14 protein-coding genes are annotated in these 12,929 nt (G+C 67.3%); 6 read left to right on the top strand and 8 right to left on the bottom strand.

The annotated features are described in order from the left end of the window. Positions 1-4: 4 nt before the first annotated feature. The 5 genes from ribD to CSC78_RS05105 form a co-directional block, all read right to left on the bottom strand. On the bottom strand, positions 5-1,102 hold the full coding sequence (ribD, locus tag CSC78_RS05125; protein WP_162336828.1) for a bifunctional diaminohydroxyphosphoribosylaminopyrimidine deaminase/5-amino-6-(5-phosphoribosylamino)uracil reductase RibD: 1,098 nt from the start codon (positions 1,100-1,102) through the stop codon (positions 5-7). Then, the gene (locus tag CSC78_RS05120; RefSeq protein WP_162336827.1) at positions 1,095-1,613 is read right to left on the bottom strand and encodes a GNAT family N-acetyltransferase; all 519 of its coding nucleotides are present in this window, start codon (positions 1,611-1,613) and stop codon (positions 1,095-1,097) included. The genes ribD and CSC78_RS05120 overlap by 8 nt, the downstream gene beginning before the upstream one ends. Before the next feature lie 3 nt (positions 1,614-1,616). Beyond that, a complete protein-coding gene (gene nrdR / locus CSC78_RS05115; protein WP_162336826.1) occupies positions 1,617-2,150 on the bottom strand; it encodes a transcriptional regulator NrdR in 534 nt (177 codons plus the stop codon). 9 nt (positions 2,151-2,159) lie between these two features. Next, the gene (gene glyA, locus CSC78_RS05110; RefSeq protein WP_162336825.1) at positions 2,160-3,413 is read right to left on the bottom strand and encodes a serine hydroxymethyltransferase; all 1,254 of its coding nucleotides are present in this window, start codon (positions 3,411-3,413) and stop codon (positions 2,160-2,162) included. A 134-nt stretch (positions 3,414-3,547) separates the two neighbouring features. Next, a complete protein-coding gene (locus CSC78_RS05105; protein WP_162336824.1) occupies positions 3,548-4,045 on the bottom strand; it encodes an RcnB family protein in 498 nt (165 codons plus the stop codon). Between the two features lie 216 nt (positions 4,046-4,261). Here CSC78_RS05105 and ettA point away from each other — a divergent pair, with 216 nt between their 5' ends. After that, the gene (ettA, locus tag CSC78_RS05100) at positions 4,262-5,929 is read left to right on the top strand and encodes an energy-dependent translational throttle protein EttA (protein ID WP_162336823.1); all 1,668 of its coding nucleotides are present in this window, start codon (positions 4,262-4,264) and stop codon (positions 5,927-5,929) included. Between the two features lie 145 nt (positions 5,930-6,074). Here ettA and CSC78_RS05095 read toward each other — a convergent pair whose 3' ends face one another. Together CSC78_RS05095 and pncB are read right to left on the bottom strand one after the other, a co-directional pair. Next, positions 6,075-6,917 carry a DUF3667 domain-containing protein gene (locus CSC78_RS05095; RefSeq protein WP_162336822.1) on the bottom strand — a complete coding sequence of 281 codons (843 nt, stop codon included), beginning with the start codon at positions 6,915-6,917 and terminating at the stop codon, positions 6,075-6,077. A 64-nt stretch (positions 6,918-6,981) separates the two neighbouring features. Further along, on the bottom strand, positions 6,982-8,151 hold the full coding sequence (gene pncB, locus CSC78_RS05090; RefSeq protein WP_162336821.1) for a nicotinate phosphoribosyltransferase: 1,170 nt from the start codon (positions 8,149-8,151) through the stop codon (positions 6,982-6,984). 222 nt (positions 8,152-8,373) lie between these two features. Between pncB and CSC78_RS05085 the strand changes: the two genes are divergently transcribed. Further along, entirely contained in the window at positions 8,374-9,459 is a 1,086-nt protein-coding gene (locus CSC78_RS05085; protein ID WP_162336820.1) for a methyl-accepting chemotaxis protein, read from the top strand. Positions 9,460-9,469: 10 nt separating this feature from the next. On the opposite strand, the gene CSC78_RS05080 is transcribed toward CSC78_RS05085, so the two are convergent. Further along, entirely contained in the window at positions 9,470-9,793 is a 324-nt protein-coding gene (locus CSC78_RS05080; protein WP_162336819.1) for a Rieske (2Fe-2S) protein, read from the bottom strand. A gap of 89 nt (positions 9,794-9,882) precedes the next feature. On the opposite strand from CSC78_RS05080, the gene CSC78_RS05075 reads away from it, so the two are divergent. From CSC78_RS05075 to CSC78_RS05060, 4 genes are all read left to right on the top strand, one after another. Beyond that, positions 9,883-10,158 carry a hypothetical protein gene (locus CSC78_RS05075; RefSeq protein WP_162336818.1) on the top strand — a complete coding sequence of 92 codons (276 nt, stop codon included), beginning with the start codon at positions 9,883-9,885 and terminating at the stop codon, positions 10,156-10,158. 63 nt (positions 10,159-10,221) lie between these two features. Continuing rightward, complete coding sequence (locus tag CSC78_RS05070) at positions 10,222-10,929, top strand: fumarylacetoacetate hydrolase family protein (RefSeq protein WP_162336817.1); 708 nt, start codon at positions 10,222-10,224, stop codon at positions 10,927-10,929. A 76-nt stretch (positions 10,930-11,005) separates the two neighbouring features. Then, positions 11,006-11,410 carry a large-conductance mechanosensitive channel protein MscL gene (gene mscL, locus CSC78_RS05065; RefSeq protein ID WP_162336816.1) on the top strand — a complete coding sequence of 135 codons (405 nt, stop codon included), beginning with the start codon at positions 11,006-11,008 and terminating at the stop codon, positions 11,408-11,410. 93 nt (positions 11,411-11,503) lie between these two features. Beyond that, positions 11,504-12,892 (top strand): M28 family peptidase, encoded by a 1,389-nt coding sequence (locus CSC78_RS05060; protein ID WP_162336815.1) that lies wholly within the window; start codon positions 11,504-11,506, stop codon positions 12,890-12,892. Positions 12,893-12,929: the final 37 nt, after the last annotated feature.

Raw genomic sequence — 12,929 nt, 5'->3', positions numbered from 1 at the left:
CGTTCTAGCGGGCAGGTTGCAGCAGGAGGCGGTGATCTTCGCCAATCATGCGGCTGTCGACAATCTCCAGCTTCAGCCGGTCCGCCATCGCCTGGATGCCCAGGCCGCCGAACAGCGGACGGGCCAGGTCGCCCAGCAACACCGGCGCCACGTACAGCAGCACTTCGTCGGCCAGGCCGGCGGCCAGGAACGCGCCGGCCAGGGTCGCGCCGGCTTCGGCATGGACTTCGTTGATGCCGCGCGCGGCCAGCAGTTCCAGCACCGCCTTCAGATCGAAGTTGCTGCCGGTCGCCGGTGCGACCACGCGCTGGACGTCGACGTCGCGTGGCGGCTTCGCCTCCGCGGTGTGTACGTAAAGCGTCGGCGCTCCGCCTTGGCGCACGTTGCCGCGCGCCACGGTCGCCAGGCCGGGATCGAGCACCACGCGCAGCGGCGGGTCGAACACGGTGTCGTCGCCGAAGCGCACCGTCAGCGAGGGATCGTCGGCCAACACCGTGCCGGCGCCGGTGAGGATGGTCCCGGCGCGCGCGCGCCAGCGCATCACGTCGCGGCGCGAGGCCTCGCCGCTGATCCACTTGGAATCGCCGTTCGCCATGGCGGTACGACCATCCAGGCTGGTCGCCAGCTTCACCCGCATCCACGGCCGACCGCGCTCGACACGCGAGAGAAAGCCGCGGTTCAACCGGCGCGCCTGCGCTTCCATCAGTCCGGACTGCACGGCGATGCCGGCCGCGCGCAGCCGGTCGAAACCGGCGCCGTCCACCTGCGGGAATGGATCGCGTATCGCGGCGACCACGCGCGTCACGCCAGCAGCGACCAATGCCTCCGCGCAGGGGCCGGTCCGCCCGGTATGCGCGCAGGGCTCGAGCGTGACGTAGGCGGTCGCGCCCTTTGCGCGATCACCCGCCGCCTGCAGCGCGAAAACTTCCGCATGCGGACCACCGGCCTTCTGGTGCCAGCCTTCGCCGACGATCTGTTCCCCCTGCACGATCACGCAGCCGACCATCGGGTTCGGCCGCGTCGTGTACGCGCCGCGCTCGGCCAGCCGCAGCGCGCGCGCCATGTGCAGGTGATCGAAGGCGGAGAAGGAGGCGTCAGTCATGCGTCGTCCACGCGGTATCGGGAGGGGCGCCAGTATGCGCCAGACGCTGCGCTGGCCTGATCGACATGATCACCACCGGCGTCCCGTGCAGCGACGTCCGCTCTTCCACCTGCCAGCCGAGCGACGCATAGAAGTCCTCGTGCCAGAGCGTGAACAGGCGCAGCATCGCCACGCCTTCGCGCGCGGCATGCGCGACCGCCGCCTCGACGAGAACACGTCCGCCGCCACGGCCGCGCGCTTCCGGCAATACGAACAGGCTGCCCAGCCACGGGCTGCCGCGATCCTGCAGCGCCGGAGCGTCCTCGACCAGCAGGCTGACCGAGCCCAGCAGGTCCTCGCCGTCCATCAGCAGCAGCGTGGTCGGCACCGACGTACGCGTCGCGTGGCCGGCCAGTTCGGCCGTGGCGGCGTCCAGCGTCCAGTCGTCGTAGAGCGCACCCCATTCCTGGTGGTGCCAGCGCGCGAGCGATCCGATGCACGCCGGGTGCCGCCCGATCGCCTCGATGCGCACGGCTCAGCGCTTCTTGTTCTTGTCCGCGTGCTTGTCGAACGGCACCACGTCGCCACCCAGCAGCGACAACTGGCCGGCGGCGGGCAGGTCGCGTTCCAGCTTCTCGATCTCGTCGCGGAAGTCGGCCACGTCCTCGAAGCTGCGGTACACCGACGCGAAGCGCACGTAGCCCACGTGATCCAGCTTGCGCAGCTCGCCCATGACGAATTCGCCGATCTTGCGCGAGGCGATCTCGCGCTCGCCGCTCATGCGGATCGCGTGGATCACCGCACGCACTGCCGCTTCGATCTGCTCTTCGGACACCGGCCGCTTCTGCAGTGCGCGGTCGAACCCTGCGCGCAGCTTGCGCGCATCGAAGGTATCGCGGCGGCCATCGCCCTTGATGACCGCCGGCAGCTTGATCTCGATGTTCTCCAGCGTGGAGAACCGCTCCCCGCACGCCTCGCACTCGCGGCGGCGACGGATCGTCGCCCCGTCTTCGGACACGCGCGAGTCGATGACACGGGTATCGGTGTGCTGGCAGAAGGGGCAGTGCATCGTCGTCGATCAGCCGTAAACCGGATACTTCCGGCACTGCGCAGTGACGTTCTCGCGCACCTTCGCCAGTACGGCCTCGTCGCTCGGCGCATCCAGCACGTCGCAGATCCAGTTGGCCAGATCGATGCAGTCCTGCTCGCCGTAGCCGCGCGTGGTGACGGCGGGCGTGCCGATGCGCAGGCCGGACGTCACGAAGGGCTTGCGCGGGTCGTTCGGCACCGAGTTCTTGTTGACGGTGATGTGTGCTTTGCCCAGCGCCTCTTCCGCGTCCTTGCCGCTGACGTCCTTGCCGATCATGTCGACCAGCATCAGGTGGTTTTCGGTGCCGCCGGACACGATCTTGTAACCGCGGGAAATGATCGTCTTCGCCATCGCCTGGGCGTTCTTCACCACCTGCGCCTGGTAGGTCTTGAACTCGGGCTCCAGCGCTTCCTTGAAGGCCACGGCCTTGGCCGCAATGACGTGCATCAGCGGCCCGCCCTGGATGCCCGGGAAGACGATGCTCTGCAGCTTCTTCTCGATTTCCTCGCCCGCACCCTGGGCGACGATGATGCCGCCACGCGGACCGCGCAGCGTCTTGTGGGTGGTCGAGGTGACCACGTGCGCGTGCGGCAGCGGGTTCGGATAGACGCCGGCGGCGACCAGGCCGGCCACGTGCGCCATGTCCACGAACAAGTAGGCGCCGACCTTGTCGGCGATGGCGCGGAAGCGCGCCCAGTCCACCACCTGCGAGTAGGCGGAGAAGCCCGCCACGACCATCTTCGGCTTGTGTTCCAGCGCCAGCTTCTCGACGTCGTCGTAATCGATCAGGCCCTGGTCGTTCACGCCGTACTGGATGGCGTTGAACAGCTTGCCCGAGGCGTTGACCTTGGCGCCGTGGGTCAGGTGACCGCCATGGGCCAGGCTCATGCCCAGAATGGTGTCGCCCGGATTCAACAGGGCGAAATACACCGCCTGGTTGGCCTGCGAGCCGGAATGCGGCTGCACGTTGGCGTAGTCCGCGCCGAAGAGCTGCTTCACGCGGTCAATGGCCAGCTGCTCGGCGATGTCGACGTACTCGCAGCCGCCGTAGTAGCGCTTGTGCGGATAGCCCTCGGCGTATTTGTTGGTCAGCACGCTGCCCTGGGCTTCCAGGACGCGGGGACTGGCGTAGTTCTCGCTGGCGATCAGCTCGACGTGATCCTCCTGCCGGCGCGCCTCGTGGGCGATGGCCTGGGCCAGTTCGGGATCGTAGGTTTCGATGCGGGCGTCGCGCGGGAACATCGGGTCTCCGGGGGCAAGGGCGGGCGGGATGGCCGATTGTAGCCCGCCCGGCCCGGGACCACCCTGTTGCACGGGGCCCCGGCAAAGGAAAAGCGCGCCGGAGCGCGCTTTTCGGGGACATCCGGCCGGCTGGCTCAGTGGTGCAGCAGCAGGTCGGCGATGATGCCGGTGGCGATGGCGACCATCAGCAGGTTGCCGCGGTCGTCGCGCACCCAGTGGTAGCCACGGGGAGGATGACGCACGTGGTAGCGGTTGTAGTCGTTCACCACGTAGACCGGGCCCCGGTAGTAGTCACGGTACCGCTGGCCCTTGGCCCACCGGTGGTAACTGGGAGCCGGACGGTAGACGACGCGCGGCGGGGCGTAGTAGCGGCGGTCATCGTAGCGTCGATCATCCCGGCGGCCGTCGTGGTAGCCATGCCGGTAGGCCTGGCGCTGGTCGCGGTGATCGCGGCGGTCGTCACGGCGGTCCTCGCGCCAGTCGCGGCGATCATCCCGACGGTCGTCGCGGCGGTCATGGTGATGGGAACGGCCGCGATCATGTCCGCGGTCGTCGCGCGCCAGCGCGGGGGCGGTGACGGCGAAGGCCAGGACGGCGCAGGCCATGCTCTGGAAAAGACGCTTGGTGTTCATGGGGAAGCCCTCTGTGTGGCACGTGAGCCCATCATGCCGATCACATCTGAACCGATTCCGGCTGGAAAACGGTTACGACGATGTCAAAACCGCGTCGGAGAAATGTATTCAGCCGCCGGTCGGCCCTGCCCGAACGGCTATAATCGCCGCCTTCCCCTTTACCCCATCGCCCGCCGCTGCCCGGCCGGGCGCCGGGGCCTGCGTACCGGAGCCTGCATGTCCTCGCAATACATCTACACCATGAACCGGGTCAGCAAGGTGGTCCCGCCCAAGCGGCAGATCATCAAGGACATCTCGCTGTCGTTCTTCCCGGGCGCGAAGATCGGCCTGCTGGGCCTGAACGGCGCGGGCAAGTCCACGGTCCTGAAGATCATGGCCGGCGTGGACACCGACTTCGAAGGCGAGGCCCGTCCGCAGCCCGGCATCAAGGTCGGCTATCTCGCGCAGGAACCGGAACTCAATCCCGAGCACTCCGTCCGCCAGGCCGTCGAGGAAGGCGTGGGCGACGTGCTGCAGGCCCAAGCCGCGCTAGAGGCAGTGTATGCCGCCTACGCCGAGGAAGGCGCGGACTTCGACGCGCTGGCCAAGGAGCAGGAGCGCCTCGAAGCCATCCTCGCCGCCGGTGACGCACATACGCTGGAAAATCAGCTGGACGTGGCCGCCGACGCGCTGCGCCTGCCGCCGTGGGACGCCATCGTCGGCAAGCTGTCCGGCGGCGAGAAGCGCCGCGTGGCGCTGTGCCGCCTGCTGCTGCAGAAGCCGGACATGCTGCTGCTAGACGAACCGACCAACCACCTGGATGCCGAATCCGTCGAATGGCTGGAACAGTTCCTGGCCCGCTACACCGGCACGGTGGTGGCGGTGACCCACGACCGCTACTTCCTCGACAACGCCGCCGAGTGGATCCTCGAACTCGACCGTGGCCGCGGCATCCCGTGGAAGGGCAACTACACCGACTGGCTGGTGCAGAAGGACGAACGCCTGAAGCAGGAAGACAACCAGGAAAAGGCCCGCCAGAAGGCGATCCAGAAGGAACTGGAGTGGTCGCGCCAGAACGCCAAGGGCGGCCGCTCGAAGGGCAAGGCCCGCCTGGCCCGCCTGGAAGAGCTGCAGTCGGTCGACTACCAGCGCCGCAACGAGACCAACGAGATCTTCATCCCGCCGGGCGAGCGCCTGGGCAACTCGGTGATCGAGTTCAAGAACGTCTCCAAGAAGTTCGGTGACCGCCTGCTGATCGATAACCTCAGCTTCCTGGTGCCCGGCGGCGCGATCGTCGGCATCATCGGTCCGAACGGCGCCGGCAAGTCGACGCTGTTCAAGATGATCACCGGGCAGGAGAAGCCGGACTCCGGCGAGATCGTCAAGGGCCCGACCGTCCAGTTGGCTTACGTCGACCAGAGCCGCGACAAGCTGGAAGGCAACCACAACGTCTTCCAGGAGATCTCGGGCGGCCTGGACATCCTCAACATCAACGGCGTGGAGATCCAGTCGCGCGCGTACATCGGCCGCTTCAACTTCAAGGGCCAGGACCAGCAGAAGATGGTCGGCTCGCTGTCCGGCGGTGAACGTGGTCGCCTGCACATGGCCAAGACGCTGCTGCAGGGCGGCAACGTCCTGCTGCTCGACGAACCGTCGAACGACCTGGACATCGAAACCCTGCGCGCGCTGGAAGACGCGCTGCTGGAGTTCCCCGGCAACACCTTCGTCATTTCGCATGACCGCTGGTTCCTGGACCGCATCGCCACGCACATCCTCGCCTTCGAAGGCGATTCGCACGTGGAGTTCTTCCAGGGCAACTACCGCGAGTACGAGGAAGACAAGAAGCGTCGTCTGGGCGAGGAAGGCGCGCGCCCGCATCGCCTGCGGTTCAAGGCGCTGAAGTAGATTCGGGATCCAGCAGCCCTGTCACTGCTTCGAGCAATCTGTCTCGACGGAAAAGCCCGCGATGAAGCGGGCTTTTCTTTTCCTGAGTGCGGACGCTTCAGCGCGACGTCCATGCTTCAGGCCGCGCAGCGGAGGGACACCACCCTCAACCCGGCAACTGGATCCTTCCACTGCCCACCAGGACACCAAGCACGATCGCACCGATGAGCGTGGCTACCATCAGCACCACCTGGACGATAGCCCAGCCTGCCGCGCCGCGCAGAAAGGCCTTCCATCGCGAATATCCCGGGAAGACCTGAGTCAGCGAAAACACGTTGAGAAGCACCGCCACCAGCACCATCACTGCCTGCGCGTCCGACCACCAGCGCTGAAGCGGCATGAAAACCGTCCATACGACGAACAACTGCGCCATCAGGAACGAAGTGATCACGAGCCATTCCGGGTAGTTGATCTGCTTGAAACGTCGGAACGTCAGCTTGAACGCAGCCGCCTGCACCGGCAGCAACAACAAGGTGATCAAGGTCAGGTGGCGATTCATCCAGTCCTTGACCACCCCGAACACTTTTCCCATCCGGGCCATGGCTTCGGCCTGCTTGGCATTCATGTCGCTTTGATGTCCTGCTCCTGCCTCCATGCCCGCCGTGAGCGACGCCCCAAGCGCATCGCCATCCAGTGCGTAGTGCGCCATCACCGTAGCCGCAGCGCCCGTCATCATGATCAGCAGCAATGGCTTGACGATTCCTGCGCGTCGCCCTTCGATGTAATCACGGATGAGAAGCCCCGGCCGCAGCATCAGCCGTTTCAAGGTGTAGAGGACACCGCGATCCATGTGCAGCACGCTGTGCTCTAGCTCGTGCCCCAGGAAATGCCAGTCGATGCGATGCGCCGGCGTCGGCTGGCCGCACGCAGGACAGAACTTCTGTTCGGGACCGGCCATCGCGCGCGCGCAATTGGCGCACTTCCCCATATCCGACATCGCCATCCCCATGGCATGAAAGCGTCGCATTCTAGAGGGCGGTCCGCCTGTTGTGGAACCGGCCGTGCGAAACCACTCACTCCATCGGCAGGCCGAACACCTTGCGCAGGTAGGCCACGAAATCGGGATCGTCGCTCATGCCCTTGCCGGGTGTGTCGCTGACCTTGGCGACCGGCTGGCCCTGGCAGCGCACCATCTTCAACACCAGTTGCAGCGGCCTGGGGCCGACGTCGTTGGTCAGGTTGGTGCCGATGCCGAAGCCCACCTTGCAGCGCCCCCGGAAATGCGCGTGGATGCGCAGTACCGCCTCGATGTCCAGGCCATCGCTGAAGACCAGTGTCTTGCCCTGCGGATCGATCCGCTGCGACTCCAGGTGCGCGATGACGCGGTCGCCCCATGCCAGCGGATCGCCCGAGTCGTGGCGCATGCCGTCGAACAGCTTGCTGAAGTACAGATCGAAGTCGCGCAGGAAGGCGTCCAGTCCCACGACGTCCGACAGCGCGATGCCCAGGTCGCCCCGGTACTCCTGCGCCCATGCCTCGAAGGCGGCCCGCTGCGAGTCGCGCAGGCGCGGCCCCAGTTGCTGGAACGCCTGCAGCCACTCGTGCGCCATCGTACCGTGCGGGGTCATGCCATACAGGCGCGCGAAATGGATGTTGCTGGTGCCGACGAACTGACTGCCCAGTACCTGCCGGCAGATCGGCAGCAGCCGCGCATGCCAGTCGTGCGAATAGCGTCGGCGCGTACCGAAGTCGGTGATCGTGCAGTCCGGCGCGGCGTCGCGCAGGCGCTCCAGCTTGGTGCGCAGGCGATGCTCGCCCTCCTGCACGTCGCCGCCCGGCTGCGCGCGCATCCAGGTCTCGCTGATGATCGCCAGCACCGGCACTTCGAACAGGATCGTCTGCAGCCACGGACCATCGATGGTCAGGTCGAGCTCACCCGGCACCTGCGTGGAGGGCGCGATGTGCACATGGCGCCGGCGCAGCTGGAACTGCTCGAGGAAGTCGACGAAATCCGGCTTGATGTAGCGCAGCGAGGCGAGAAACCGCAGTTCCTCGTCGCTGAAACGCAGATCGCAGAGCCGGTCGATCTCCGCCCAGATCGCGTCCAGGTGTTGCACCAGATCCACACCCGGCGTGCGGCATTTGAAGCGGTACAGCACCTGTGCACCGGGATGCTGGTGCAGCACCGCCTGCATCATCGTGAGCTTGTAGAGGTCGGTGTCGAGCAGCGAGGGGATCATCATGCCGGTCACGCAGGCGCCGTCAGGGGATGCGCCATGGTCGCACGACCGGCGCGCGCCAATGCGCGCGGCTGCGCTGCAGCGCCCCATCGCGGGGAAAGTCCGCACCGCAACGGTGCCGATTAAAGCACCTCGGCCGCACGCCGATAGCGCTTCAATCACGGGATCGACAGGCGGCCATCGGAATCACGGTCTGTCGTCCTGCCTCTTCGCGCAAGGAGTTCCATGAACGCATGCCCCGCCGCTTCCGTATCCGAGGCCGGCATCGACGACCATATCCAGTCCGTCTCCGGACTGTCGGATTCGCTGCTGAAGCAGTTGCGCCAGTCGCTACAGAAGATCGATGAGATCAACCGCGTCACCCGCATCATCTCGATGAACGCCCGCATCGAGGCCGTCCGCATCGGCACGGCCGGGCGCAGCTTCGGGGTGATCGCGGAAGAGATGGATACGCTGTCGCGGCGGGTCAGCGATACGGCACGCGAGATCGACCAGATGGCCGGCCGCACCAGCACCGACCTGCGCGAACGGCTGGACGAGCTGCAGACCAATGTCCGTCGCACACGGCTCACCGATCTGGCGCTGGCCAACATCGACCTGATCGACCGCAACCTGTACGAGCGCAGCTGCGACGTGCGCTGGTGGGCGACCGATGCCGCGATGGTGGCGGCCGTGCAGGATCCGCAGCCCGCCACGCTGGCGCACGCCAGCCAGCGGCTGGGCCAGATCCTGGACTCCTACACCGTCTACTTCGACCTGGTCCTCGCCGATCTGCAGGGCAACGTCATCGCCAACGGACGGCCGCGCCAGTACCGTTCGGCCGGACAATCGGTGGCGCAGCACGCGTGGTTCCAGTCGGCCATGGCCACCGCCAGCGGCGAGGAATTCGGCTTCCAGTCCATGCACGCCAGCCCGCTGGCGGGCGGCGAGCGCGTGCTGGTCTACGCCTGCACGGTGCGCGAGGGCGGCCGCGTGACGGGCCGGCCGCTCGGCGTGCTCGGCATCGTGTTCCGCTGGGACGCCCTGGCGCAGACCATCGTCGAACGCACGCCGCTCTCGGAGGCCGAGTGGCGACGCAGCCGGGTCTGCATCGTCGATGGGCAAGGGCACGTGCTGGCCGATACCGCAGGGAGCGACGCGGCGTCACCGCGACTGGACTTCCCCGGGCGCGCCGCTTTGTTCGCCCAGTCGCGCGCGGCCGTCGACCTGATCATGGATGGACGTGCGCACTGCATTGCGCATGCGGCGTCACCGGGCTACGAGACCTACCGCACCGGCTGGCATTGCGTGATCGTGCAAGGCGTCGACTGACGCCTGCCGGTCAGGCCAGCCACACACCGTCGTCGCGCACCTGCACGGCGACGGCACGCAGCGCATCGCCGCGACAGGGGCCGGCGACGCAGTCGCCGCGCACCAGTTCGAACGACGCGCCGTGCGCGGCGCAGACCAGATGGCCGTCCTTGCTCTTGAGGAACTGGCCCGGCGCCCAGTCGAGGCGGCGGCCTGCATGCGGGCAGACGTTCAGCCAGGCGCGCACGTCGTCGCCGTCCCGGAAGAGGATCAACGACTCGGCATCGTCGCCGATCGTGGCCTCAACCTCGGCAAAACCGCCATCGACGATGTCGTTCAGTGCACTCAGTCGCATATCGTTTAACGAAGTCCTCACACGGTCACACAACGGTCATCCGATACTGCCGCACCGGCCCCCGCCGCATTCTGTCACGACGCAACGCCATGTACGCACGCCACTTCCAGTTCAACGCCTTCCGTAACGTCTTCGCACCGCGCAAGCCGCGCCATCCGCTGCTGCGGGTCGGCCTGGGCCTGCTGGGCGTCGCGCTGCTGGGCGTGCTGGTGTTCTTCAGCGTGTTCGTGGGCGCCGCGATGATCGCCGGTGGCCTGGTCTACAAGCTGGTCCGCCAGCGCGGCAAGCCGCAGGCCCGCGATGCGCGCGTGGTGGATGCGGAGTACCACGTGGTCCGCAAGCCGGTGCTGCCGCTGCCGCGTTGATGTACCCGCGGGAATGCGGTTCCCGCCTACACTCTGCGACCGTCCTGTTTCTCCACGGCCGCCATGACCGACCTGATTCCTGCCCCGCCCGTCCCGCGCGTACCCGTTCGCGGAGGCGCCACGTTTCCCGTGCGTCGTATTTTCTGCGTCGGACGCAATTTCGCGGACCATGCGCGTGAAATGGGCGCGGCCGCCCCGGCCTCGAAGGCGGAGCGCGGAACGCCCGTGTTCTTCCACAAGCCGGCCGATGCCATCGTTACCGGCAATGCCGACGTTCCCTACCCGCCCGGCACCCAGGATCTGCACCACGAGGTCGAACTGGTCGTCGCGCTGGGTGCGGACGCGCCTGCCGGCACGCTCGCGCGCGATGACGCGCAGGCGCTGGTGATCGCCTACGGCGTCGGCCTGGACCTCACGCGTCGCGACCTCCAGGCCGCGGCCAAGGCAAAGGGCCTGCCGTGGGACACCGGCAAGGGCTTCGACCACTCGGCACCGGTCAGCGAACTGGTGCCGGCGGCCGATGTCGGCGCGCTGGACGACCTCACGCTGACCCTGCGCGTGAACGGCGACACGCGCCAGCACGGATCGCTGCGCGACCTGATCTGGGACGCGCCCGACATCCTGCACGAACTGTCGAAGCTCTACGCACTGAAGGCCGGCGATCTGGTCTTCATGGGCACGCCGGCGGGCGTCGCCGCGCTCGTGCCGGGCGACCGGTTCATCGCCTCGCTGGACGATGTGGTGACGCTGCAGGGCCGCATCACCGCCTGAGCGGTGCAACAGCGGGCGTCATGCGCGCTATAGTCCCCGCCGATGGCGCGACGACGCCGACAGACAGGACAACAGCATGGGCATGATCGGCGAGTTCAAGGAATTCATCGCGCGCGGCAACGTGGTCGACCTGGCGGTCGGCGTGGTGATCGGCGCCGCGTTCGGCAAGATCGTCACCACGCTGGTCGACAAGATCATCATGCCGCCGATCGGCTATCTGATCGGCGGCGTCGACTTTTCGAAGTGGGCGTGGACGCTGAAGGAGGCCACCGTCGACGCGGCGGGCAAGGAAGTGCCCGCGATCGTGGTCGGCATCGGCGAGTTCCTCAATACGGTGATCCAGTTCGTCATCGTCGCTTTCGCCATCTTCCTGCTGGTCAAGGCCGTCAACCGCCTGCACCGCAAGCCCGAGGCCGCACCGGCGGCGCCGCCGGAAGATGTGCTGCTGTTGCGCGAGATCCGCGATGCCCTGAAGAAGTAGGCGGACGCAGCATTCCGAACCGGCAACACCGGCAAAGGAACCACGAGGCCACGGGCTGCTAAGCTCGTGGCCTTCGTTTTTCCGGGATATGCCATGCGCCTTGCTCCGCTGCTGCTCGCCCTGACGTTCGCCGTTCCCGCCCTCGCCGCCCAGCGCGAGACCCGCATTCCCGATGCCGCCCTGGTCACCGCCACCCAGCTGCGCGAACAGGCGCTGGCCGACGACACCGGATGGAAGGTCGTCGAATCGCTGACCACCGAGATCGGCCCGCGCCTGGCGGGCAGCGAGGCCGATGCGAAGGCGGTGGCGTGGGCCGAAGCGAAGTTCAAGGCGCTCGGTTTCGACAAGGTGTGGCTCGAGCCGGTGACCTTCCCGAAATGGGTGCGCCGCAGCGAACACGCCGTCGTGCTGGGCGAGCACGCGCAGCCGTTGACCGTCACCGCGCTGGGCGGCAGTCCCGCCGGCGAGGTGGATGCCGAGATCGTCCGCTTCGCCGACCTCGCTGCGCTGGAAGCCGCGCCGGAAGGTTCGCTGGCCGGCAAGATCGCCTTCGTCGACTACCAGATGAAGGCCGCGCGCGACGGCAGCGATTACCGCAACGGCGGCGCGATCCGCTCGAAGGGGCCGTCGGCGGCGATCCGCAAGGGTGCGGTCGCGTTCCTGATGCGTTCGGCCGGGACCGACAACCACCGCGTCGCGCACACCGGCATCACCCGCTTCGACGACGGCCTGACGCCGGTGCCGTCGGCCTCGTTGACGATCCCCGATGCCGATCAGCTGGCGCGCCTGCTGCAGCGCGGCCCGGTGCGCGTGTCGCTTGCGCTGGATTGCGGCTGGGACGGCGAATACACCTCGCACAACGTCATCGGCGAGATCACCGGGCGCAGCCTGCCGAAGGAGGTCGTGGTGATCGGCGGCCACCTGGATTCGTGGGACCTGGGCACCGGCGCGATCGACGATGGCGCCGGCATCGGCATCACCATGGCCGCGGGCCACCTGATCGGGCAGCTGAAGCAGGCGCCGAAGCGCACGATCCGCGTGATCGCCTTCGCTAACGAGGAACAGGGGCTCTATGGCGGCAAGGCCTACGCCGAGAAACACCTGGCCGACATCACCCGCCACCAGCTCGCCGCCGAGAGCGATTTCGGCGCGGGCCGCATCTACGCGTTCAACACCGGCGCGCCGGCGCATGCGCGCGAGGCGACCGAGCAGATCGCGCAGGCGCTGGCGCCGCTGGGCATCGAGTACGCGCCGGACAAGGGCAGCGCCGGGCCGGACATCAGCCCGTTCGCCGCCAAGGGCATGGCGTGGGCGTGGCTGGCGCAGGACGGCAGCGACTATTTCCATCTGCACCACAACGCCGACGACACGCTGGACAAGATCGACCCGGCCGCGCTGGCGCAGAACGTGGCGGCGTACACGGTGTTTGCGTATCTGGCGGCAGAGGCCGAGGGTGATTTCGGCAGCCAACTGAAGGAATAGCGCCGGTCGTGGGAGCGACGTGAGTCGCGACGGGTTG

The organism is Pseudoxanthomonas japonensis, from assembly GCF_010093445.1.
Classification (GTDB): domain Bacteria; phylum Pseudomonadota; class Gammaproteobacteria; order Xanthomonadales; family Xanthomonadaceae; genus Pseudoxanthomonas_A; species Pseudoxanthomonas_A japonensis.
The sequence above is the reverse complement of the archived record's forward strand: the minus strand, read 5'-3'. Positions and strand labels throughout refer to the sequence as shown.

What these genes read in the sequence shown, in the direction of transcription:
- ribD (WP_162336828.1), bottom strand. Translation starts at nt 1,102, where the DNA reads ATGACTGACGCCTCCTTCTCCGCCTTCGATCACCTGCACATGGCGCGC.
- nrdR (WP_162336826.1), bottom strand. Translation starts at nt 2,150, where the DNA reads ATGCACTGCCCCTTCTGCCAGCACACCGATACCCGTGTCATCGACTCG.
- glyA (WP_162336825.1), bottom strand. Translation starts at nt 3,413, where the DNA reads ATGTTCCCGCGCGACGCCCGCATCGAAACCTACGATCCCGAACTGGCC.
- CSC78_RS05105 (WP_162336824.1), bottom strand. Translation starts at nt 4,045, where the DNA reads ATGAACACCAAGCGTCTTTTCCAGAGCATGGCCTGCGCCGTCCTGGCC.
- ettA (WP_162336823.1), top strand. Translation starts at nt 4,262, where the DNA reads ATGTCCTCGCAATACATCTACACCATGAACCGGGTCAGCAAGGTGGTC.
- CSC78_RS05095 (WP_162336822.1), bottom strand. Translation starts at nt 6,917, where the DNA reads ATGGGGATGGCGATGTCGGATATGGGGAAGTGCGCCAATTGCGCGCGC.
- pncB (WP_162336821.1), bottom strand. Translation starts at nt 8,151, where the DNA reads ATGATGATCCCCTCGCTGCTCGACACCGACCTCTACAAGCTCACGATG.
- CSC78_RS05085 (WP_162336820.1), top strand. Translation starts at nt 8,374, where the DNA reads ATGAACGCATGCCCCGCCGCTTCCGTATCCGAGGCCGGCATCGACGAC.
- CSC78_RS05080 (WP_162336819.1), bottom strand. Translation starts at nt 9,793, where the DNA reads ATGCGACTGAGTGCACTGAACGACATCGTCGATGGCGGTTTTGCCGAG.
- CSC78_RS05075 (WP_162336818.1), top strand. Translation starts at nt 9,883, where the DNA reads ATGTACGCACGCCACTTCCAGTTCAACGCCTTCCGTAACGTCTTCGCA.
- CSC78_RS05070 (WP_162336817.1), top strand. Translation starts at nt 10,222, where the DNA reads ATGACCGACCTGATTCCTGCCCCGCCCGTCCCGCGCGTACCCGTTCGC.
- mscL (WP_162336816.1), top strand. Translation starts at nt 11,006, where the DNA reads ATGGGCATGATCGGCGAGTTCAAGGAATTCATCGCGCGCGGCAACGTG.
- CSC78_RS05060 (WP_162336815.1), top strand. Translation starts at nt 11,504, where the DNA reads ATGCGCCTTGCTCCGCTGCTGCTCGCCCTGACGTTCGCCGTTCCCGCC.